Genomic DNA, 21,368 nt, shown 5'->3' with positions numbered 1-21,368 from the left:
ACGTGTCTCACCGCTCAGGCTCCCGCATCACGATCTGCTCACTCCACCGAAAGGTCATCTTCATATCTCTTTGTCCGTTTGGAAACAACGCCCCGGTACGATTAGACAATGCCATGGCCCCTGGATCCTTAGCACCGCCTTCGTAGCCCTCCTTGGAAACCCCTCGCGTCAAGGACTTCTTCGTCATCATATTCGTGAGGATGAACTCCACCTTCCCCCTCTTGGACTGCTTATCGTATCCAGTCACTGTGGCTTTGAGGTTGAAGGAACCAAGGACGGCGCGAGTGGCACCTTCCGAGTTATTCGGGGAGTCACCGACGAACAATTGTGCGGCAGCGGATGACAATTCACCTGCCATCAAGTCAGTGAGGGATAGATTATTCATCGCCGCCCCATATTTGGTCTTGTAATCGAGGCCCTTGATAGTCTCACCGATTTTCACCCCCTTGCGATGTGCCAGGTAATCACGCACAACCGACAACCATATGTGACGCTTCACACCTTCTGTTATCTTGTCGTTTTCGTCGAACTGGTACGCCAGTGGTGTCGCGCCCATGAACCACAGCGCTACCAGCTGAGTGGCAGTCGGATTGAGTATGGCTTCGGCGTCTGGAAAGGATATTCCAGAGCGATAAGCTGCTGTCGCTCGCCTCCCCAACTCGTCCTGGCGCGGGCTGCTGCCGCCGTAATCACAGCTGTAGTAGCAGCCGTTCTTGCCGGTGCCTCCGGGGGCCTTGCCGGCGTCCTTGCGCTGCTCGCCTGTGCGTAGCTCGCTGTGGCCAGTCCCGTCATCGGTGAAGAGACCGGAGGGGTCACTGAAGGTTGACCTGACCCCTTTGGGGCCGACACGTCCGATTATGCCGCGAGTGTGAGGGGGTGGCTTCTTCGTTGCCGTTCCTCGTGCGGCGTCTGGTAGCCGATGGCTGAGTGGAGACGGCGGTGGTTGTAGTACGTGATCCACCGGAACGTGTCCGCCCTGGCCTCGGCCCTCGTCGGCCAAGCCTCCCTTCCTATCTCGGTTTTGAGGCTGCCGAAGAAGGACTCTGCGGCAGCGTTGTCGTAGCAGGATCCGGTCCGGCCCATCGACTGGCGTATGTCCAGCTCACGGCAGGTTTCCCGCATGAGCCTGGACGTGTACTGGCTGCCGCGGTCGGTGTGGAAGATCGCGTTGCCGGCCGTGTGGCCCTGGTGATGGGCCATGCGGAGAGCCGCTTCGGTCAGTTCCGCCTGCATGTGATCGCCGATCGACCAGCCGACCAGTTCCTTCGTGCACAGGTCGATCACCGTCGCCAGGTAGAGCTTGCCTTCCCCGGTGGGCAGCTCGGTGATGTCTCCGACGAGTTTCAGACCGGCCATCGGAGCGGTGAAGTCACGCATGACCAGGTCCTTCGCCGGCACCGCTTTCCTGTCCTGGCGGGTCAGCGACTTGCGTCGCCGCCTGGAGACGCCCTGGATGGCGTGCTCGCGCATGATCCGCGCGACCCGTTTCCTGTTCGCCGTGACGCCCCGGCGGTGCAGGGCCCGGGTCACGCGCAGGGCACCGTAGGTTCCCGACGAGGCGTCGTGGACCTGCCGGATCTCCGCGAGCAGGCCCTCGTCCGAGGTGTTCTTCGCGTCTCTCGCGGGCTGCCGGTTCTTCCATCCGTAGTAGCTGGATCTGTCCCATCCCAGCAGGTCACACACCCTTTTGACCGGGTGTTCCGCGCGGATCTCGTCGACGAAGCGGTAGCGGATCACTGCCCCGTCTCCCGTGCGAAATAGGCGGCCGCCCTCTGCAGGATGTCGATGTCCTGCCGGGCATGCGCCAGCTCGTGGTTCCGCTCGGCCAGCAGCCGGTCCAACTCGCGGACCTGCGCTTTCAGCGCTTCGACCTCCCGGCTCACCGCGGCATCACCGCCGTCGTTGCCGGCAGCCTTGCGCCTCCGGCCCAGCTCACGCTCCACCCACGTGCCCAGCGTCGCCTTATGCACGCCCAGCGACCGCGCGATGTCCGCAACCGGCCGCTCCGGCGAGGAGAGCACCAACTCGACCGCGTCGTTCTTGAACTCCTCCGGAAACTGCTTGCCACGAGCCATGGCCGACCACTTCCACCCGCAGGCCGCCACGCGACCTGCCGTTCAGGTGTCGGCATCGAAGGGGTCACTTCAGCACTGGCCGACACCGTGGACGCCGCCTGGGCCGCCGCCCCCGTCGACGACCCGGCCGCCCGGATCGAGGCATGGGCCACCGCCTTCCGGAGCTGGGCACTGTCCCACCCGGAGGGCTTCCGCCTCATCTACGGCGACCCGGTCCCCGGTTACCGGCCGCCCGAGGGCGGCGCCGCCCCGGATGCCGCCCGCCGGGTCTGCACCGGCATCACGGCGCTCGCCGCCGCCGCGTGGCCGCACGCCGAACGCCGCTACCGGGACAGCGACTTCGAGTGGTCCGACTTCGATCCCGGTCTGCTGGACAAGGTCCGCCCCGCTTTCCCCGGCCTGCCCCCGGCCGCCGTGGCCCTCGCCCTGCGCATCTGGAGCCACCTGCACGGCCTGGTGTCCCTGGAGGTCTACGGTCACATGCAGCGGCAGGCCCTCAGCCCGGAGAAGCTCTTCCGCGAGGAACTGTCCCAGCTCATCCACTCCTTCGTCCTCGCCCCACGGAGCTGAGGACCGGCCGAGGACCGGCGGAGGCCGGCGTGAGACGGGTGTCCCTCCACCCGGCGGCACCACGTAAGGTGGCCGCAGCAGCTGGTTCGCCCCGTCCGCCAGGCGGGGTGTCGCAAGAGGGAACCCGGTGGGAATCCGGGACTGCCCCGCAGCGGTGAGCGGGAACGACCGCCGTCATACGCACTGGGCCCGGGACGGGTCTGGGAAGCGACGGCCAGTAGGTGTCCTCCGGTACGGAGGGCGTGCCCGCGAGTCCGAAGACCTGCCAACTGCCCGCGCACGGACCATTCCGTACGCGGACATTCCGGTGACCTCGTGGGCGGGTCGGCGTACACACCAGACGGAGCAACCGCGCCGCGCCGCGCGAGGACCGTGTCCGTCGGGTCGTCGTCACCTTCGCGCTCTCGTCCCGTCTCCGGGATCTCAGGGATTCATCTCGCGAAGGAGATCTCCGTGACATCCAAGTCCGCAGCCGCGGCAGCACGCGCCACCGTGTACGGCTACCCCCGCCAGGGCCCCGACCGGGAGCTCAAGAAGGCCGTCGAGGGCTACTGGAAGGGCCGCGTCAGCGCGGACGCCCTCCGGCAGACCGCCGCACAGCTCCGGCACGACAACCGGCAGCAGCTCGCCGACGCCGGCATCCAGGAAGTCCCCACCGGCGACTTCTCGCTCTACGACCACGTCCTGGACACCACCGTCATGGTCGGCGCCATCCCCGAACGCCACCGCGAGGCCGTCGCGGCCGACGCGGTGGACGGATACTTCGCCATGGCGCGGGGCACCCAGGACGTGGCGCCGCTGGAGATGACCAAGTGGTTCGATACGAACTACCACTACCTGGTCCCCGAGCTCGGCCCCGGCACCGTCTTCACCGCGGACTCCACCAAGCAGGTCGCGGAGCTCAAGGAGGCCCTGGCCCAGGGCCTCACCGCGCGGCCGGTGCTGGTCGGCCCCGTCACCTATCTCCTGCTGGCCAAGCCGGCCCCCGGTGTGCCCGCCGACTTCGAGCCGCTGACCCTGCTGGACCGGCTGCTGCCGGTGTACGCGGAGGTGCTCGCGGACCTGCGCGCGGCGGGGGCCGAGTGGGTGCAGCTCGACGAGCCGGCGCTCGTCCAGGACCGCACCCCGGCCGAGCTCAACGCGGCCGAGCGCACCTACCGTGACCTCGGCGCGCTCACCGACCGGCCGAAGCTGCTCGTCGCCTCCTACTTCGACCGGCTGGGCGAGGCGCTTCCGGTCCTGGCGAAGGCCCCCGTGGAGGGCCTGGCGCTGGACTTCACCGAGGCCGCCGCCGCCAACCTCGACGCCCTCGCGGCCGTGGGCGGACTGCCGGGCAAGCGCCTGGTCGCCGGTGTCGTCAACGGCCGCAACATCTGGATCAACGACCTCCAGAAGTCGCTGTCCACGCTCGGCACCCTCCTCGGGCTGGCCGACCGCGTCGACGTGGCCGCCTCCTGCTCGCTGCTGCACGTGCCGCTGGACGCCGCCGCCGAGCGGGACATCGACCCGCAGATCGTCCGCTGGCTGGCCTTCGCCCGGCAGAAGACCGCGGAGATCGTCACCCTGGCGAAGGCCCTCGCGCAGGGCACCGGCACCATCACCGGTGAACTCTCCGCCAACAAGGCCGCGCTGGCCTCCCGCGCCGGCTCCCCCCTCACCCGCGACCCGGCCGTGCGCGCCCGGGCCGAGGCTGTCACGGACGCGGACGGCCGCCGCTCCCAGCCGTACGCCGAGCGGGCCGCGGCCCAACGGGCTCACCTGGGGCTGCCGTTGCTGCCGACGACGACCATCGGCTCGTTCCCGCAGACCGGCGAGTTGCGGTCGGCGCGCGCCGACCTGCGGGCCGGGCGCATCGACACGGCGGGTTACGAGGAGCGCATCCGGACGGAGATCCAGGAGGTCATCGCCTTCCAGGAGAAGACGGGCATCGACGTCCTGGTGCACGGCGAGCCCGAACGCAACGACATGGTCCAGTATTTCGCCGAGCAGCTGACCGGGTACCTCGCCACCCAGCACGGCTGGGTGCAGTCCTACGGCACCCGGTACGTGCGTCCGCCGGTCCTCGCCGGGGACATCTCGCGCCCCGAACCGATGACGGTGCGCTGGACCTCGTACGCCCAGTCGCTGAGCGACCGCCCGGTCAAGGGCATGCTCACGGGCCCGGTCACCATGCTCGCCTGGTCGTTCGTCCGCGACGACCTGCCGCTCGGGGACACCGCCCGGCAGGTGGCCCTCGCCCTGCGCGACGAGGTCGACGACTTGGAGGCGAGCGGGACTTCGGTGATCCAGGTGGACGAGCCGGCGCTGCGCGAGACGCTGCCGCTGCGGGCCGCCGACCGGGCGGACTACCTGGCCTGGGCCACCGAGGCGTTCCGGCTCACCACCAGCGGCGTGCGCCCGGACACCCAGATCCACACGCACATGTGCTACGCGGAGTTCGGTGACATCGTCCAGGCCATCGACGACCTGGACGCCGATGTCATCAGTCTGGAGGCCGCCCGCTCCCACATGCAGGTGGCCCGCGAGCTGGCCGCCCACGGCTATCCGCGTGAGGCGGGTCCGGGCGTCTACGACATCCACTCGCCCCGCGTCCCGAGCGCCGAGGAGGCCGCCGAGCTGCTGCGTACGGGGCTGAAGGCGATCCCCGCCGAACGGCTCTGGGTGAACCCCGACTGCGGCCTCAAGACGCGCGGCTGGCCCGAGACCCGCGCCTCGCTGGAGAACCTGGTCGCCGCCGCCCGTACCGTCCGGGCGGAACTGCCCGCCTCCTGAACGGGGTTGCCGGGGGCCGGGACGTCATCCGCGTCCCGGCCTGCGGCCGGCCGCACCCGGGTCGAACGCGTACAGGTCGAGGATCTCCGGCATCGGGGCCGCGCCCGGGCCTCCCGCGCTCACCCAGGCTATGACGTCCTCGGTCGCCTCGGAGTCGTTGACCAGGCCGAGCCACACCGGCCTGGCCCCGGCGCGACGGGCCTCGGCCGACGGCTGTACGACGATGACGTTGGCCTGTTCGCACACGTCCAGGCACTCCGAGACGCGCACCGGGACGGCCGAGCGCAGCCGCGCGGTCTGGGCCCGGTGGTCGCCCGGCACCTTGACCGTGCCGCAGCAGCAGTCCCGGCACACCGTCACCCTGCTGGGTGCGGAAGCCGTTGCGGCAGGGGTGGTTGATTCCGGCATGGCGCCGTCCGCCTCTCACCGGGGAGATCCGCCCCGGACGTCGTGGAGGTGGCGACGGTGTGAGTGTCTGGCTCCCGGGTCGTGCCCGGTCACAGTGGCGGGACCGCGCCGGATTCACACCGGCTTCCTCAGCTCCCGTCGCCCGATTCGGCGGCCATCGTCTCATGCCCCCCGGGGCGGTCCACCGGCTGAGGTGCGGTGAAGCGGGCCGGGGCGCGGAATCGGGCCCGGCGGGCGGCGCGGCGGAAGGTCGTGAGCACGGCGGGCCCCGCGAGCAGGACGCACACGAAGTTCGTCACGGCGCGGCCGGTGTCCCAGCCGAGGGAGGTGGCCAGGTCGAAGGCGACGTAGCGGTGCCACTGCTCGGTGAAGGGCAGGCCGGGCAGGTAGGCGATGGAGCTGTTCGGGTCGAGGGAGAACGGCCAGAAGGAGAGGTTCAGGAGGAATCCGAAGAGGTAGCCGGACAGGGAGCCGTAGACGGCGAGCAGCAGCACCTCGCGGCGGCCGGTGGCGCGCGGGAGGAACCCGGCGAGCATGCCGACGAAGGCGCAGCCGAACATCTGGTACGGCATCCAGGGGCCGACGCCCCCGGTGATGAGCGCGGAGGCGAACAGCGAGGTGCAGCCGAGGGTGAAGCCGAAGCCCGGGCCGAAGACCCGCCCTGCGAGGACGAGGACGAAGAAGACGGTCTCGATGCCCGCCGTGCCGGCGCCCAGGGGGCGCAGCGCGGCGTTGACGGCGGACAGGACGCCGAGCATGGCCAGGGCCTTCGAGTCGATGCCGCCCTCGGCGATCTCGGAGAGCACGACGCACAGGATCAGGACGAGCAGCACGCCGAAGATCAGGGGCGGCGCGTAGTTCGAGCCGAAGGTGCCCGGTGCCACGACGAACGGCCAGAAGAAGGCGATGATCCCCAGGAGCGCCGCCATCACGATGACGACGGTGGCGCGCGGAACGAGCTCGATCGCGGGCACGGTCGGTGTGTTCGGCTCGGTCACGGCTGATCGCCCTCCGGTCGTGGTGCGGCCAAGGCGGTGGTGACCTGGTCGACGGTGAGGAAGGGCAGCGGGGCCAGGATCTTCGCCGTCTGGGGTGCGAAGACCGGGGAGGAGACGATGACGTCCGTGGTGGGCCCGTCCGCGACGATCTCGCCTTCGGCCATGACGACGACCCGGTCGGCGGCGCGGGCGGCGAACTCGACGTCGTGGGTGGAGACGACGATCGCGCGCCCTTCGGCGGCCAGCGCGTCGACCGTCTCCACGAGCCGGCTCTTGGCCCGGTAGTCGAGGCCGCGGGTCGGTTCGTCCAGGAGCAGGACGTCCGGGGCCGCGGTGAGCTGGATGGCCAGGACGAGGGCGAGTTTCTGTCCTTCGGACAGGTCCCGGGGGTGGCCGGCGTCCGGGATGCCGGGTGCGAGCCGGTCCAGGATCTCCCGCGCTTTCCGGCCGTTCGCGGATTCGGTGTCCGCCTGGGCGAGTTCCTGTCCGACGCTTTCCAGGTAGAGGAGGTCGGCGGGGGTCTGCGGGACCAGGCCGACGAGCTGCCGGGCCCGGGCGGCGGGGAGGGTGTGGGGGTCGGCGCCGCGTGGAGTGCCGTCGGCCACGGATACGGTGCCGGAGTGCCGGGGGCCGGTGCCCTGGAGGGCCCACAGCAGTGAGGACTTGCCGGAGCCGTTGCGTCCCATCAGTGCGGTGACCTCGCCCGCGCGCAGGGTGAGGTCGACCTCGCGGACGGCGGGGACGCTCTTGTAGGCGACGGTCACCTTGCGGGCGGTGAGCAGACCGGGCCGGTCGGGGCCGGGGTCCTGGCGGACGGGTGCCGGGGTGTGGCCGGTCAGTTGTGTGCGCAGCTCGCGGGCGGTGCGCCTCGCGTCCCGGATGGACAGCGGGAGGGGGTCCCATCCGGCGGCGCGGCCGAGTTCCACGATGGGGGGTGCGATGGCTGACGTACGCAGGACGGTGGCGGGGGCGCCGATGCGGACGTGGCCGTCGCCGGGCAGGTGGAGGACGCGGTCGGCGTACTGGACGACGCGTTCGAGGCGGTGCTCCGCCATGAGGACGGTGACGCCGAGGTCGTGGACGAGGCGGGTGACGGCGGCGAGGACCTCTTCGGCCGCGGTGGGGTCGAGGGCGGATGTCGGTTCGTCGAGGACGAGGACGCGGGGGTGGCTCGTCAGGACCGATCCGATGGCGACGCGTTGCTGCTGGCCGCCGGAGAGCTCGTGCAGGGCGCGGTGGCGGAGGTCGGCGAGTCCCAGCAGGTCGAGGGTTTCCTCGACGCGCTTGCGCATGGTGGCGGGCGGGACTGCCAACTGCTCCATGGCGTAAGCGAGTTCCTCCTCCACGGTGTCCGTGACGAAGCCGTCGAGGGGGTCCTGGCCCACCACGCCGACGACGTCCGCGAGTTCGCGCGGCGGATGGTGGGCGGTGTCCCGGCCGTCGACGGTGACCCTGCCGTACAGGGTGCCGCCGGTGAAGTGCGGGACGAGGCCGTTGACCGCGCCGAGCAGGGTGGACTTGCCGACGCCGGTGTGGCCGACGACGAGACACAGCTCGCCCTCCTCGACCGTCAGGTCGACGTCACGGAGCGCGGGGCCGGCCGCGTCGTCGTACTCGATGGTGACCTGGTCGAAGGTGATCACGCGGTTCCGGCTTTCGGGTCGGTGCGGTGGGTCGCGGCGGGCGGCGGGGCGAGGAATCCCGCCGCACCGGCCAGCAGGACCGCCGAGGTCGGCACGAGCGGGAGCTCGGGCCAAGTCAGCGGGTAGAAGGTGGGGTTGAGCTGGGCGGGGTCGTAGCCGAGGTTGGCGAACAGCAGGACCGCCGAGAGCACACCGCTGCCGGCGACCAGCCACTCGGCGGTGCGCCAGGGGTCGGGCCGGTAGGTGGTGCGGGTGACCCGGCGGCCGCCGAGGCGGAGCCCGGCGACGCACAGCGCCGCGCCGACGCCCATCGCGGGAAGGCCCAGGAAGGCGGGGGCGGTGGCGTCGAGGAGCCCGTACGCCCCCGCGCACAGTCCGCACATGCCGAGGAGCATCAGGGCACCGGTGATGCGCCGGGAGGTGCGGGTCGCGGTGCCGGCCCGGCCGTATCCGCGTGAGTCCATGGCGGCGGCCAGGCGCAGCGACCGCTCCAGGGCGTCTTCCAGGACGGGCACGACGATGCCGCGCAGGGCGCGCAGCCCCTGGGTGCGGCCGGCCCTCAGTTTCCGCGCCCGGGACACCCGTTGGACGCTCTGCACCAGCTGCGGAGCGACGCTGATCGCGACGGTCACGGCGACGCCGAGCTCGTACAGCGCACCGGGCAGGACCCGCAGGGCGCGCTTCGGGTTGGCGAGGGTGTTGGCGGCGCCGATGCAGCACAGCATGCACGCCAGTCGGAGCCCGTCCGTGGCGGAGGAGAGGACCGCCTCCAGCGAGACCGGGCCGCCGAGCTGGATGCCGGCGTACCAGTCGGGGGTGGGGATGTGCGGCAGGGCGAACAGGAAGTGGTCGTGCGGGGTGATGCCGGTGGCGAAGACCGCGCGGAAGGTGACGCGGATCGCCACGACGGTCAGCGCCAGGTAGAGGTAGTACTTGAAGCCCCGGGCCCAGGGTGCTGTCGTCCGGCGTGCCGTGACGACGTAGCCGAGGACGGCGAGCACCAGGAAGAGCAGCAGCGGGTTGGCGGTGCGGCTGACCGCGGTGGCGAGGGCGAGTGCCCAGATCCACCAGGCGAGCGGATGCAGACCGCGCGGCAGCCGCCGACCGCCCGGGTCCGGTACGGGACCGGGCGGGGCGGCCGGCGGCTGCGCGGCAGGGCGGGCGACCGTGCTCACTCGTGCGGCCTGCGGCGGGCGGCGTAGAACGCGGCGCCACCGATGAGCACCACCAGGGCGGCGCCCGCGACGACCGGCAGCACCGAACCGGCGTCGTGGGGTGCGTCGGCGGTCGGTTCGGCGTTGAGTACCGGGGTCTTGCCCTTCGCGGCCGCCGCGCCCGCGCTCGGGGTGTCCGAGGGGGTGGGGGTGTCCGGCGGAGACGGTGACGGCGAGGGCGACTCGCTCTTCTCGGGCTTCTCGGACGCCTTCGGCTTCTTGGAGTGCGTCGGGGACGGTGTGTTCTCCTGGGTGGCGCCCTGCTCCGGGGCGGGTCCCGTGTCCACATCCGGCGGAAGGCCGGGCGCCTTTTCGGTGGAGGCGGGCGAACCGGCCCCACTGGGCTTGGTGTTGTGGGCCCGCAGCTGGTCGGGAGTGACCTTGGGGCGGCCCTTGGTTCCCCCGATGTCGGTGCCGCCGAAGATCCACAGGTCGACGCTGCCCGGCTTCGGCCGGTAGAGCATGGCGCCGAGCCGGCTGTACTCCCAGTCGTTGGCACCGGGGTTGGCGTGCCAGTACGACCAGTAGGCGGACGCCGGGGGCGTGAGGACGCAGTCCTCCTCGGACGTGGGCGGGAACTGCTTGCCGCTCTTGTAGCCGCTGAAGCCGATCCGGCAGATGAAGGCGGGTCCGTCGTGCCCGGTCCCCACCGTGCGCCAGCCGCCCTGGTTCAGCAGCTCGTAGCCGGTCGTCGGAGTCGTCCCGCAGGCCCGGTAGATGGGCCCGCCCCAGTGGCTGAAGTCGACGGCGAGGACCGCGCCCGACGTGGTGGTGCACCGGCCCATGGGCTGCGGGTCGGCCGCCGCCGGGGACGCGGTCGCGCCGAGCCCCGCGAGGGTGAGGCCGAGCGCGGCCACCAGGCGTGCGAGGGTGCGCAGGACCGGCCTCAGGGTGGACGGGCCCGGCCTCAGGGTGCGCAGGACCGGCCTCATCGTCCCGCTCCGGCCGCGACCCGGCGCCGGGCGGCGGCGACGGCCCACCAGCCGAGGGCGGTGAGCAGCACGGCGAAGGCCGCCAGCGCGGTGACCTGGACCCCGGTGGAGGCAAGGGCGCCGCCGTCACCGCCGTTTCCGCCGTCCGCGTTCACGATGCCGCCGCCCGAACCGGAGTCGTCGTCGCCGGGGGTGAGGATCTGCGGGGTGCCGCCGGTGTCGTCGGTGGGGGTGGCCTGGGCGGAGGTACCGTCGAGGCTGCGGTCCAGCTTCCCGAAGGAGATGCCGGTGGCGCCGCCCACGGCCTGGGTGGAGGCCCGAAGGTCGGAGCCCGGCTGGCCCTCCTTGGCGACCTTGAAGCCGCCGTCGCCGTTCTGCTGCCCGGCGAGGAACTTCAGCGCCGCGTCGATCTCCTTCTTGTACGTGTCCTTGTCGAGGGAGAGTCCTTGCACGGCGAGGGCCGCGGAGTTGACGGAGTTGCCCGCCGCGCCCGGGAATCCGCCGTCGGGCAGCTGCTTGGAGGCGATCCACTTCAGGGCCTTGCCGACCGCCGCGTCCGCCTGGTCCCCGCCGGCGAGGTCGAGGGCCATCGCGGCGATGGCGGTGGAGTCGACGTCGGAGTCGCCGGTCGGCGGGATCAGGCTCGGCCAGGCGCCGTTGCCGTCGTTCTGCAGGCTCTCCAGGTAGGCGAGCGGCGCCTTCGCGTTGTCCTTGTCCCCCGCGCGCAGCTGGGCCATGACAGCGAGCGCCTGCGAGAAGACGGACGGCGCGTAGGTGTAGGCGCCCTCGGCCGCGCAGGAGCGGTCCGGGGCGGTGCTCGCGGCGGGGCACACCGCCTTGTCCAGGGCGGCGATCAGGTCCTGCCCGGCGAAGTCGCGGGGGTCGCGTCCAACGGCCTCGGCCAGCAGCGCGGTCTTGCCGATCGATCCGCCGGCGGCGTACTCGGTGCCGGCGCCCGTCCAGTCGTTGACCGTCCGTCCTTCGCCGTCCTTGCCCTGGTCGTCCAGGAAGTCCACGATGCCGCGCAGCCTGGCGTTGTTCAGGCCGGTGGCGGCGAGCGCGTAGGCGCCGTCGATGGTCAGGCCGAAGTCGGCGCGCCCGGAGCCGGGGCCGACCGGGTAGTAGCGGCCCTGCTTGAGCTGCGCCGCGCCCGTGAGGTAGGCCACGCCCTTCTTCAGGTCGGGGCCCTTCCCGGGAGCCGGGGGCTCGGTGGTGGGAGGGGTGGTGGTCGGTGGGGTGGTGGGCTCGCTCTTCTCGGTGGTGAGCGTCGCGAGATCGGTACGCGCACCGGCGAGTACGGCGACGGGGGTCGCGTACAGGGTGGGGTCGACGGCGTCCTGGTCGTAGCCGAAGCCGCCGCCCTTGAGCTGGACGCGGGAGAGCCAGCCCTCGGCGGCCCCGGCCCGCTTCGTTTCGCCGAGCGCGCGCAGCGTCTGGGCGGCGTAGGCGGTGGTGATCACGTCACCGGTGGTGGACCCGGCGTAGCCCGGGAAGGCCCCGGTGTCGAGCTGCGTCTTCGTGAGGTAGTCGCGGGCCTTGGCGACGGCGTCGTCGTGGCCGCCCGCCGCGTGCAGGACGAGTGCGATCAGCCCGGTGGTGCCGGCGTCGCCCTCGCAGCGCTCGCCCGGCTGGATGAGGATGCTGGTGATGCCGCCGTCCTTGCACTGCACCTGGACCAGCCGGTCGACCGAGGCGGTGTCCGGCTTCTCGCCGGCCCGCAGGAGGGCGAGGACGGCGCGGGCCTGCTCGTCGGCGTAGGTGATGCCGCGGATGTCTCCGGGGGCGGTGCAGCCGTCGCCGGGGGCGCGTTCCGTGCACACGTTGCCGGTGAGGTCGGCGATCAGGTCGCGGCCGCCGAAGGAGTGCGCGTCGCCCTCGGTGGACTCCGCGAGCAGGGCGAGCCGGGCGGCGGCCGCGGTCGCGAGGGGCTGGTCCTTGCCGTTGGACGAGACGTAGTCGTCGACGTGGGCGGCGAGGAACGAGGTGACCTTGTCGAGTGCGTCACTCCTGCCGTCGGCGGCGGCCAGCGCGTACGCGGTCTCCGTCGTCAGGAGGTAGTTGGGGGTCTCGGCGCCCTCGTCCACGATGCGTTCGCCGTCGGTGAGGCCGTCCTTCAGCCAGCTCGCGGCCGCGGCGACGTCCACCCTTCCCGGTGCCCCGGTCGGTTCGCCGCTCGGGTCGGGGCTGGACCCTCCTCCGGGGCGCACGTCGTCGGGGCTGAAGGTGGGCCTGCCCGTGGTGCCTTCGACATCGGTGCCGCCGTAGACCCAGGCGTCGACGTCGCCGTCCTTGAGCTTGCGGCTCATGGCCCCGTACTGGCTGTAGGACCAGTCGTCCTGTCCGGCCGAGGCGACCCAGTAGGACCAGTACGCGGTGGCCTGCGGGGTGAGGACACAGGCTTCCTTGTCCGGAGTCGGGTACTGCGTACCGGAGTTGAAGGCGCCGTACCCGATGCGACAGATGAAGGCGGGTCCGTCGTGCTGGGTGCCCTCGGTGCTGAATCCGCCTTCGTGCAGCAGCTCGTAGCCGGTGGTGGGGGTCGTGTCGCAGCCGCGTTGGACCGTGCCGCCGAAGGGCCCGAAGTCGACGGCGACGACGGCGCCCTTGGTGGCGGTGCAGTCGGCGGCCGGGGCCGCCGCGGCGCGCTGGGCGCCGGGCAGGAAGGCGAAGCAGACCGCGGCCAGGAGGCCGAGTGCGCAGAGCGCGGCCGTGAACATGCCCTGACGTCTTCGTGCACCTGTGTCCGGGCGCTGCATGGTCCCCACCGGGCCCCCTCGGGTGTGGCCGATGCGGGGGTACGAAGACGTGGCAGCAGTACGCCGCCCGAGTTCCGCAAGGAACCGCGCGTCGTCACGGGGCGCACCACGCCGTAGTCCGCGACGGCGTCTGTTGCTGTGGAACAAGCTCCAGGTACTCCGGCTCACCCGGCCAGGCCGGGTCTACGGTTGCGGGTCAGCGCCGGACTTCGACCGGCTTCCCCTGGAACAGCTTGCGTATCGGAGCGAGTGGAGCATGCGTTCGTACGGTCCGTCAAGGCCGCCCCCGACGTGACGCCGAGGCGCACCGGGGCCCTGTGGCGGACCCGCCCGGCGTCGGGTACTGTCCCGCACTGCCGAGTGGGGGAACCCGGTGGGAATCCGGGGCTGACGCGCAGCGGTGTGGGGGCTTCTACCGCCTCCGAGCCCGAATGCCCAAGCGGTGATGGCTATCTGGAAGTCGGTCCACGCGTTCGCGGACGGCGGCCAAGTCCGCTGCGTGCGCTCGAAAGGGCCGGCCACCGGGCGGGTCGGCGTCCCTTCACCCTGGAGCACGCCATGCCCCGTCCCGCCCTTGTCCACCGCACCGCCCTCACCGCGGTAGCCGCGCTGGGCGCGTTCGCGCTCACCACCCTGCCGGCCGCGGCGACCGCCACGCCCGCGCAGATCGCCACGTCCAAGACGAACGGTGTGACGTACCTCAAGTCCCTTCAGCAGTCCGACGGTTCGTACGCGGGCACCGGTCTGTCCAACGAGTGGGCCTTCAGCGCGCTCGCGGCGGCGGGCACCGCCGCGGTGGACGTCACCCCCGGTGGCGACGCGACCAAGAACGCGCGGACGGTGTACAGAAACCTCCTGGCCACCAGCGCCTGGCCGTCCGCGTCCCCGGTCGTCACCGACTACGAGCGGGCCGCGCTGAACGCCTACGCGGCCGGAATCGACCCCGCGCGCGTCTCGGCGGCACGCAACCTCGTCGCGGACATGTACCGCTACTGGCAGACCGCCGAGCCCGGCTATTTCGGCCCCTCCGCCAACTTCAACGGCACGGTGTTCGCGGCGCTCGCCCTGAACGGCGCCAGGACCACCAGCGGCCAGATACGCGTACCGCAGTCGCTGCGCAACGCGGTGATCACCCGTATCCGGGCCAACCAGCACGACGACGGCGGCTGGAACTACAGCAAGGCCGAGGGCGATCCGGGCGCGCTGGCCGCCGACAGCGACATCGACATGACCGGGGCCGCGATGGCCGCGCTCTGCGTGTCGGGCGTCGCCAACACCGATCCGGACATCGTGCAGGCGAAGACGTTCCTCAAGGGCAAGCTGATCGCCAACACCGGTGCGTTCGAGGCCATGTTCGGCGTCAACACGGACTCCAACGGCTGGGCCGTCTCCGGGCTCAACGCGTGCGGGATCAACCCCCAGACCGGTGACTTCCTCACCAGCAAGGGCAAGACCCCGGTCGACTTCCTGATCAGCCAGCAGTTCAACCCCGGTGGCGGATTCAAGTACCTCCCGACCGACACCGGCCCGCAGGCGTACGCGTCGATCGACGGGCTGCGCGCGGTGGCGGGCGGCGGCTTCACGGCGACCCCGCCCACGCCGGTCACCTCGGGCGCACCCCAGTGGGTGGGCCAGACCTCGCTGACCTCGGGCACCGCGACGTCCTTCGCACTGACCGTGGACGACGGCACGGGCAGCCTGAAGGTGTGCTCCGTCCCGCTCACCCCGACCGGATCCACGACCACGCTCGGAGCGGTTCTCGACGCGGCCACGAGTGCGGCCACCCCGTCCGGCTGCGTCAGCGGGGTCACCCCGTCCTCCGGCACCGGACAGCTCACCTCGCTCAACGGCAAGGCCAACAGCGGCTCCAACACCTGGAAGGCGAGCGTCGACGGCTCGGCCTTCACCGCGGCCGCCCGCAACCGCTCCATCGGCGTGGGCGACACGATCGCCCTGAAGTGGGGCGCCTGACACACCGTCACACCACCGCGGGGACGGACTCCTCGCGGTGGTGGTGGCCGAGCCAGATGCCGGTGACGGCGCTGACGTAGCGCGCGCCGCACCGGTCGGACGGGACGACGAGCTGGGTGCCGGACTCGTCCAGGTCGTGGCCGTCCATCCGGGTGGCGAGGAGGACCGGCGCGTTACCGAAGTCCGCGTCGATCTCCGCCCAGGACAGCACGGTGTGGTGGCCGTCGCCGCCGCTCACCGCGAGCAGGAGGCGCGAGCGCTCCTTGCGGCGGAGCGGGGCGAAGCGGGGCAGGGTGGCGGCCACCACCTCGCGCAGCAGCGGTCCGGCGAACGCATGGCGCTGGGGGCCGGAGGTCGCGCAGTCGAAGACGACCTCGGCCCGGTGCTGCTCCCAGTCGCGCCGCAGCCGGGCGACGGACAGGGTGACCGGATCGGCCAGGTCGCCCCAGAGCGCGAAGGTGCCCGCGGGCGTGGGGTGCGGGGCGGTGCTCGGTCGGTTCATCGTCGGTCCCCTCGCGGCGGTCGGTGCTGCGGCTGCGCGCAGTGATACCCGACCGCCGGAGCGGTGAACCGCGATTGCCATGTCAGGTCGCCTCTTCGGCTCGCATTTCTGAGCTATGTACGAGTACGGGCCTGGCAAGGTCCTGGTCTATCGGCCGACGCCCTCCGCCCGCCGGTGCAGGGCCCGCCAGACGCGGTCGCGGGTCACCGGGAGCTCCGTGAAGCGGACGCCCGTGGCGTCCCGCAGGGCGTTGGCGAGCGCGGGCGCGACCGGGTTGAAGGGGCTCTCGCTCATGGACTTGGCGCCGAGCGGGCCGATCGAGTCGGAGGTCTCCGTGAAGTGCACCTCGGTCCGGGGCACGTCGGCGTACTGGGGCAGCCGGTAGCGGCGGAACGCGGCCGTGGTGACCCTGCCCCGGTCGTCCACCCGGACGGTCTCGAAGAGCGTCGCGCCCAGCGCCTGGGCCACCCCGCCCTCGACCTGACCGCGACACTGCATCGGGTTCATGACCTTCCCGGCGTCGGCGGCGTGGACGCTGCGCAGGATGCGGATCTTGCCGGTGCCGGGGTCGACGGCGATCCGGAACCACTGCGCGTTGAAGGCGACCGAGCGCGGCGAGCCGCCCCAGTGCCCGTCGGCCGCGAGCTCGTCCGCCGCGCCGAGGGCGTGCCCCGCCTCGTACAGCTCCTTGAGCGTGACGAGCCGGCCGGCGCAGTCGACGGACTCCGCCCCGAGCACGCACAGATGCCGGGCGACTCCGGTGTGGCGGGCGGCCAGGGTGCGCAGGCGCTGTTCCAGGGAGGTCGCGGCGAGGAGCACCGCCTTGCCCGCGACGACGGTGCCGGCCGAGCCGAAGGCGCCGGTGTCGTGGCGGACGACGTCCGTGTCGGACTGGCGGATCGCGATCCGGTCCTCCGTGGTGTTGAGGGCCCCGGCGGTGAGCTGTTTGTGCACGGTGGTGGTGCCGTTGCCGAACTCGGCGGTGCCGACGGCGATGTCGTACATACCGTCCGACAGCAGCGAGACCCGGGCGTCGGCGTAGTGGCCGCCGGGCGGACCGGTGGCGATCATCGCCATTCCTGTGCCCTCTCCGGTCAGCCACCCCTCGGGGACGTCGTCGGCGCTGCGGTCCTCGGCGATGGCCTTCCGTACGACGGACAGGCACTGGTCGAGGCCGTAGGAGGCGATGTGCAGGTCCTCCTCCTCGCCGATCGGGCTGACCATGGCCTCGCCGGGGCCGATGATGTTCTTCTCGCGGAACACCAGCGGGTCCATGCCGAGGCGGCGTGCGAGTTCGTCCATGACGGACTCGACGGCGAAGGTGACCTGGCCGAGGCCGTAGCCCCGGAAGGCGCCCGCCGGGACGACGTTGGTGTAGACGGAGTACGCGTCGACTTTCTTGTGCGGGGCCCGGTACACGGCGAACGATTCGCCGACGCTGTGGAACATCACCGCCGGACCATGGTTGCCGTACGCGCCGGTGTTCGACACCACTCGCATCTGCAAGGCGGTGAGCGTGCCGTCCCTGCGGACCCCGGCCTTGACGCCGATGGTGAACGGGTGGCGGGTGGTGGCACCGTAGAACTGCTCGGCGCGGGTGTACTCCAGCTTCACCGGGCGCCGCAGCCGGAGCGCGGCGAGGGTGACGATGTCCTCGGTGAGCATCTCCTGCTTCCCGCCGAAGCCGCCACCGACCCGGCCCGCGACCACCCGCACCTCGTCCTCGGGCAGTCCGTACAGCGCGCAGAGCGCCCGGCGGGTCAGGAACGGCGTCTGGGTGGAGGAGCGCACGGTCAGCCGCTCCCCCGTGCCGTCCTCCTTGGGCTCGAAGTAGGCGACGCAGCCGTGGGTCTCCAGGCTGGCGTGCTGCACCCGCTGGGTCCGGAAGGTCTCCTCGTGGACGATGTCGGCCTCGGCGAAGCCGTCCTCGACGGAGCCGGTCTCGCCGTGCACCTCGCCCGCCACGTTGTCCGCGACCCGGGCGATCCGTACGTCGGGCCCCTTCCCGGCGTGGATGACGGGCGCGCCGGGGCGCATCGCCTCCTCCGGTTCGGTGACGTGCGGCAGCACCTCGTACGTCACCTCGATCCGGCGGCACCCCTCCTCGGCGGCCTGTTCGCCGTCCGCGACGACGGCCGCGACGCGCTGGCCCACGTACCGGACGACGTCGTCCAGGACCCGGGTGTCGTCGGGGTCCTCGGTGGGGTGCTCGTGGCGGGCGGACGAGTAGAGCGTGTCCGGTGCGTCCTCGTGGGTGAGGACGGCGACGACCCCGGGGACGCGGAGTGCGGCGGCCGTGTCGATGGCGAGGATCCGGGCGTGCGGATGCGGTGACCGCAGGAGCTTCATGTGCAGCAGGCCGGGGACCTCGATGTCGAAGGTGTAGCGGGCGGTGCCGGTGACGATCTGCGGGCCGGCCGGCGCGCCGACGTTGCGCCCCACCGCCTGCCCCGCGCACGGGCGTTCGGTGTGCCGCACACCGTTCACCGCGTCCTCGATCGCGCGGTAGCCGGTGCAGCGGCAGAGGTTGCCCTTGAACGCGCGCGGCAGATCGTCCAGTTTGCCGTCGTCGTGCTCGGTGCCGCGTTCCGCCTCCAGGGCCGCCGTGGTCATCAGGAACCCGGCGGTGCAGAACCCGCACTGGTAGCCCTGTGCGTCGAGGAACTTACGCTGTACGGGGTGGAGTTCGCCGTCCGGTGCGGCCAGGCCCTCGACGGTGGTCACCGTACGGCCTGCGGCGCGCACCGCCGGGTAGAGGCAGCTGTGCACCGGCTCGCCGTCGACGTGGACGGTGCAGGCGCCGCAGTCGCCCGCGTCGCAGCCCTTCTTCACCCCGAACCAGCCGCGTTCGCGGAGGTAGGTCCGCAGGCACTGGCCGGCGCGCGGCTCCTCCTCGGACGTCCGTCCGTTGACGTGGAGTTCGTAGCTCATCGGTCGTCCCTTCCGGATGAATCGGTCAGCTCGCGGCGGACCTCTTCCGCGAGGCGCAGCGCCATGTGGCGGCGCCACTCGGGCAGTCCGTGGATGTCGTCGAACCACTCGGCGGCGGACACCGCCGCGTCGATCGCCGACCGCAGCCGGCCGGCCGTGGGCGGCAGCGGGAACCAGAACCTGAACGGCCTGGTGGTGGCGGCGGTGACCGTCACGGCGAGCGAGCCGTCCACCGGATCGAGCGTGCCGGTCACCAGGGCGCCGGACCGGCCGAGACCGTAGAGCGACGCCTGCCGGAAGGCCGTACGGCATTCCAGTGCCCGGCCGGGCAGCGTCACCGAACGCAGCAGTTCGCCTTCCGCGAGGTCCTTGAGGCCCGCGCCCCGGATGAAGTCGGCCACCTTCACCTCGCGTACGGAGCCGTCCTGCGCCCGGAGCAGGCAGCTGCCGTCGAGCGCGGCCGTCAGCGAGATCATCGGCCCGGCCGGCAGGCCGTTGCACAGGTTCCCGCCGACGGTCGCCATGTTCCAGATCTTGAACGAGGCGAGGAAGGCACGGCAGCACTGTTCGAAGAGCGGGGCGGCGGGCGCGTGCAGCGAGCGCCGGCCGTAGCGGGACAGCTGGGCGATCGTGCAGGTGGCGGAGATCTCCAGTGAACCGTCGGGGTGGCGTGTGAGGGGTTCCCAGCCCATCCGGCTCAGGTCGACCAGCCGGCGCAGGTGCGGCTGCGGCTCCGAGAACAGATGCGTCCCTCCTCCCAGCCAAGCGTCTCCGGTCCGCCACGGCTCGCGCAGCCGTGCGTCCCGCACGTCGGTGATCGTGTTCAGATCCATCCCGCCCCAGCCCTCCGACCGATGTCTTCGAGCCAGTGAAGCCCTCGGAATGTCCGGACACGACTGGACGCGAACCCGGAAAACGTCCACCTCCGGACCTCGTCACCTGGAGGATCAAACAAGAGCCATTTTCCGCCTGCGGCTTTGCATCTACGATGCGATTACGCGTATTCGCCTCGTGAATGCGCGTGCGGGCTCGCCCCGTGACCGCGCAAGGAGCCCCGTATGCACGTCGACCACCTCCTCCGGATGGACCGTCTGGATCTGTCCCTCGTCTGGGGCGACGAGACCCTGCTCGGCCAGGAGATCGCCGGAGTCACCGCGACGGATCTGGAGGACCCGGCCCGCTTCCTCCAGCCGGGAGAGGTGGTGCTGAGCGGTCTCGTGTGGTGGAGCCCGGACGGCGGCCCGGGGCGGACGCACCGTTTCGTGTCCGCGCTGCGGGAGGCGGGGGCCGTGGCGCTGCTGGCCGGCGAGGAGACCCACGGCGAGGTGCCGCGCGAACTGGTGGACGCCTGCCGCAAGTTCCGCGTGGCGCTCATCGCCGTGCCGCCGCAGACCAGCTTCCGGGCGGTCACCGAGGCCGTCTACCTGCGCCAGTGGGGCGACCTCAACGGCCGCCCGGGCACCCACCACGCCCTGCCGGAGAACGTGCGCCGGGACCTGGACCGGGCGTTGGAGGGCGGTGCGGCGGCCGCGGAGCTGCTCGACCGCGCGTTCGCCCACCTGGGGGCGCCCGTCTGCCATCTGCTCACCGGCAGCGGCCGCACGGTGGCCCGCACCGGCGGTGCGCCGCGTCTGCCCGCGCCCCGGGCGGCGGGGGCGGTGCGCGGCGGGCGGGGCACGACCGTGCGCGTCGAGTCCGAGAGCACGGCCTTCGACACCTGGTACCTGCACCTCCCCGAGGACGATCAGGTGCCGCCGCGCGTCCTGGAGGAGATATCCGGGCTGCTCGGCAGGTTCCGGCGCCGCCGCGACCAGCACCGGGCGGCGCGGGACACCGCCGCCGCCCGGCTCGTGGCCGCCGTGGGCGCCCTGCGCCCGGACCCGGACGGCCTGCGGGGCGCCCTGGAGGCGTGCGACCTGGCCTGCCGGTCCGCGTACACCGTGGTGACGGCGGTGCTGGAGCACGGGGACGACGGCACCGCCGCCCTCGGCGAGGCGCTGGCCCATCTGCCGGGGGCCGCGTTCGCGGTGGCCCGGGGCGCCGGGGACGAGGCGACGGCGGTCGTCGCGCACACCGGGGGCGGGACGGCCGGGATCGGGGAACGGCTGCGCGAGATCGGTCCCCTGATCCAGGACTGCCGCCCGCAGAGCGCCTGGCGGGCCGGTGTCAGCGAACCCGTCCCCACCGCCGCCGGGCTGCACACGGCGCTGACGCAGGCCCGTTACGCCCTGGCGGCCGCCCGCTCCCCGGTGCCGGGCGACCGGCCGGTCGTCGTGCAGGGCGAACTCGGCGGCCTGGCGCTGCTGTTGGCCGGGATCCCTTCGGACGTACGGAAGGTCTACCGCGAGACGGTCCTCGGCCCGCTCCTGGCGGCCGGCCCGAAGTCGGGCCCGATGCTCCTGGACACCTTGGAGGCGTTCCTGGCCCACGACTGCTCCTGGGCCCGCACAGCGGAGGTCCTGCACATCCACGTCAACACGGTCCACTACCGCGTCCGGCGCATCGAACTCCTCACCGGCCGGGACCTGTCCCGCCTGGACAGCCGGCTCGACCTGCGGACGGCGCTGCTGTGCTGAGGGCCGGCACCGCGCACGCC

General features: G+C 72.0%; 16 protein-coding genes and 4 riboswitches. Of the genes, 4 read left to right on the top strand and 12 right to left on the bottom strand.

All coding sequences use genetic code 11. From position 1 onward, the window contains the following. Positions 1–7: 7 nt before the first annotated feature. The 3 genes from ACIQZN_RS01830 to ACIQZN_RS01820 form a co-directional block, all read right to left on the bottom strand. Positions 8–556, bottom strand: coding sequence for a hypothetical protein (locus ACIQZN_RS01830; protein WP_403986889.1), 549 nt, complete (start codon positions 554–556; stop codon positions 8–10). Positions 557–855: 299 nt separating this feature from the next. Beyond that, positions 856–1,737, bottom strand: coding sequence for an IS3 family transposase (locus ACIQZN_RS01825; RefSeq protein WP_403986886.1), 882 nt, complete (start codon positions 1,735–1,737; stop codon positions 856–858). Further along, a complete protein-coding gene (locus ACIQZN_RS01820) occupies positions 1,734–2,075 on the bottom strand; it encodes a transposase (protein ID WP_403986883.1) in 342 nt (113 codons plus the stop codon). The genes ACIQZN_RS01825 and ACIQZN_RS01820 overlap by 4 nt, the downstream gene beginning before the upstream one ends. An 87-nt stretch (positions 2,076–2,162) precedes the next feature. On the opposite strand from ACIQZN_RS01820, the gene ACIQZN_RS01815 reads away from it, so the two are divergent. Continuing rightward, complete coding sequence (locus ACIQZN_RS01815) at positions 2,163–2,645, top strand: TetR-like C-terminal domain-containing protein (RefSeq protein ID WP_403986880.1); 483 nt, start codon at positions 2,163–2,165, stop codon at positions 2,643–2,645. 65 nt (positions 2,646–2,710) lie between these two features. Further along, a riboswitch (cobalamin riboswitch) is annotated at positions 2,711–2,930 on the top strand. 168 nt (positions 2,931–3,098) lie between these two features. Beyond that, positions 3,099–5,417 (top strand): 5-methyltetrahydropteroyltriglutamate--homocysteine S-methyltransferase, encoded by a 2,319-nt coding sequence (metE, locus tag ACIQZN_RS01810; RefSeq protein WP_403986877.1) that lies wholly within the window; start codon positions 3,099–3,101, stop codon positions 5,415–5,417. A 24-nt stretch (positions 5,418–5,441) separates the two neighbouring features. Here the strand turns inward: metE and ACIQZN_RS01805 are convergent, their stop codons facing one another. From ACIQZN_RS01805 to ACIQZN_RS01780, 6 genes are all read right to left on the bottom strand, one after another. Further along, complete coding sequence (locus tag ACIQZN_RS01805) at positions 5,442–5,825, bottom strand: hypothetical protein (protein WP_403986874.1); 384 nt, start codon at positions 5,823–5,825, stop codon at positions 5,442–5,444. Between the two features lie 61 nt (positions 5,826–5,886). Beyond that, positions 5,887–5,955: riboswitch (cobalamin riboswitch) on the bottom strand. Further along, positions 5,954–6,754, bottom strand: a complete 801-nt coding sequence (locus tag ACIQZN_RS01800) for an ECF transporter S component (RefSeq protein WP_403987385.1) — start codon at positions 6,752–6,754, stop codon at positions 5,954–5,956. (Overlaps the previous riboswitch by 2 nt.) 65 nt (positions 6,755–6,819) lie before the next feature. Further along, entirely contained in the window at positions 6,820–8,466 is a 1,647-nt protein-coding gene (locus tag ACIQZN_RS01795; protein ID WP_403986871.1) for an ABC transporter ATP-binding protein, read from the bottom strand. Then, the gene (locus tag ACIQZN_RS01790) at positions 8,463–9,641 is read right to left on the bottom strand and encodes an energy-coupling factor transporter transmembrane component T (protein WP_403986868.1); all 1,179 of its coding nucleotides are present in this window, start codon (positions 9,639–9,641) and stop codon (positions 8,463–8,465) included. The genes ACIQZN_RS01795 and ACIQZN_RS01790 overlap by 4 nt, the downstream gene beginning before the upstream one ends. Further along, the gene (locus ACIQZN_RS01785; protein ID WP_403986865.1) at positions 9,638–10,612 is read right to left on the bottom strand and encodes a hypothetical protein; all 975 of its coding nucleotides are present in this window, start codon (positions 10,610–10,612) and stop codon (positions 9,638–9,640) included. Before ACIQZN_RS01785 ends, ACIQZN_RS01790 begins: the two co-directional genes overlap by 4 nt. After that, positions 10,609–13,329 carry a prenyltransferase/squalene oxidase repeat-containing protein gene (locus tag ACIQZN_RS01780; protein WP_403986862.1) on the bottom strand — a complete coding sequence of 907 codons (2,721 nt, stop codon included), beginning with the start codon at positions 13,327–13,329 and terminating at the stop codon, positions 10,609–10,611. The genes ACIQZN_RS01785 and ACIQZN_RS01780 overlap by 4 nt, the downstream gene beginning before the upstream one ends. 170 nt (positions 13,330–13,499) lie before the next feature. Next, positions 13,500–13,631, bottom strand: a riboswitch (cobalamin riboswitch). Positions 13,632–13,731: 100 nt separating this feature from the next. Next, positions 13,732–13,805, top strand: a riboswitch (cobalamin riboswitch). A 121-nt stretch (positions 13,806–13,926) separates the two neighbouring features. Here ACIQZN_RS01780 and ACIQZN_RS01775 point away from each other — a divergent pair. Further along, a complete protein-coding gene (locus ACIQZN_RS01775; RefSeq protein WP_403986859.1) occupies positions 13,927–15,339 on the top strand; it encodes a prenyltransferase/squalene oxidase repeat-containing protein in 1,413 nt (470 codons plus the stop codon). Between the two features lie 7 nt (positions 15,340–15,346). On the opposite strand, the gene ACIQZN_RS01770 is transcribed toward ACIQZN_RS01775, so the two are convergent. The 3 genes from ACIQZN_RS01770 to ACIQZN_RS01760 form a co-directional block, all read right to left on the bottom strand. Further along, positions 15,347–15,841: a molybdopterin-dependent oxidoreductase gene (locus tag ACIQZN_RS01770; protein ID WP_403986856.1), complete on the bottom strand. Its 495-nt coding sequence runs from the start codon at positions 15,839–15,841 to the stop codon at positions 15,347–15,349. Between the two features lie 147 nt (positions 15,842–15,988). Then, a complete protein-coding gene (locus tag ACIQZN_RS01765; protein ID WP_403986853.1) occupies positions 15,989–18,772 on the bottom strand; it encodes a molybdopterin-dependent oxidoreductase in 2,784 nt (927 codons plus the stop codon). Further along, the gene (locus ACIQZN_RS01760; RefSeq protein ID WP_403986850.1) at positions 18,769–19,605 is read right to left on the bottom strand and encodes an FAD binding domain-containing protein; all 837 of its coding nucleotides are present in this window, start codon (positions 19,603–19,605) and stop codon (positions 18,769–18,771) included. Before ACIQZN_RS01760 ends, ACIQZN_RS01765 begins: the two co-directional genes overlap by 4 nt. A gap of 225 nt (positions 19,606–19,830) precedes the next feature. Here ACIQZN_RS01760 and ACIQZN_RS01755 point away from each other — a divergent pair, with 225 nt between their 5' ends. Beyond that, positions 19,831–21,348, top strand: coding sequence for a PucR family transcriptional regulator (locus tag ACIQZN_RS01755; RefSeq protein WP_403986847.1), 1,518 nt, complete (start codon positions 19,831–19,833; stop codon positions 21,346–21,348). The last annotated feature ends 20 nt before the right edge of the window (positions 21,349–21,368 follow it).

The organism is Streptomyces sp. NPDC097595, from assembly GCF_044761525.1.
In the GTDB taxonomy this organism is placed as follows: Bacteria; Actinomycetota; Actinomycetes; order Streptomycetales; family Streptomycetaceae; genus Streptomyces; species Streptomyces drozdowiczii_A.
Note: the sequence above shows the minus strand (reverse complement) of the source record. Positions and strands in the feature narration are given on the sequence as shown.

What these genes read in the sequence shown, in the direction of transcription:
- ACIQZN_RS01755 (WP_403986847.1), top strand. Translation starts at nt 19,831, where the DNA reads ATGCACGTCGACCACCTCCTCCGGATGGACCGTCTGGATCTGTCCCTC.
- ACIQZN_RS01760 (WP_403986850.1), bottom strand. Translation starts at nt 19,605, where the DNA reads ATGGATCTGAACACGATCACCGACGTGCGGGACGCACGGCTGCGCGAG.
- ACIQZN_RS01770 (WP_403986856.1), bottom strand. Translation starts at nt 15,841, where the DNA reads ATGAACCGACCGAGCACCGCCCCGCACCCCACGCCCGCGGGCACCTTC.
- ACIQZN_RS01785 (WP_403986865.1), bottom strand. Translation starts at nt 10,612, where the DNA reads ATGAGGCCGGTCCTGCGCACCCTGAGGCCGGGCCCGTCCACCCTGAGG.
- ACIQZN_RS01805 (WP_403986874.1), bottom strand. Translation starts at nt 5,825, where the DNA reads ATGCCGGAATCAACCACCCCTGCCGCAACGGCTTCCGCACCCAGCAGG.
- ACIQZN_RS01765 (WP_403986853.1), bottom strand. Translation starts at nt 18,772, where the DNA reads ATGAGCTACGAACTCCACGTCAACGGACGGACGTCCGAGGAGGAGCCG.
- ACIQZN_RS01775 (WP_403986859.1), top strand. Translation starts at nt 13,927, where the DNA reads ATGCCCCGTCCCGCCCTTGTCCACCGCACCGCCCTCACCGCGGTAGCC.
- ACIQZN_RS01780 (WP_403986862.1), bottom strand. Translation starts at nt 13,329, where the DNA reads ATGTTCACGGCCGCGCTCTGCGCACTCGGCCTCCTGGCCGCGGTCTGC.
- ACIQZN_RS01830 (WP_403986889.1), bottom strand. Translation starts at nt 556, where the DNA reads ATGGGCGCGACACCACTGGCGTACCAGTTCGACGAAAACGACAAGATA.
- ACIQZN_RS01820 (WP_403986883.1), bottom strand. Translation starts at nt 2,075, where the DNA reads ATGGCTCGTGGCAAGCAGTTTCCGGAGGAGTTCAAGAACGACGCGGTC.
- ACIQZN_RS01800 (WP_403987385.1), bottom strand. Translation starts at nt 6,754, where the DNA reads ATGGCGGCGCTCCTGGGGATCATCGCCTTCTTCTGGCCGTTCGTCGTG.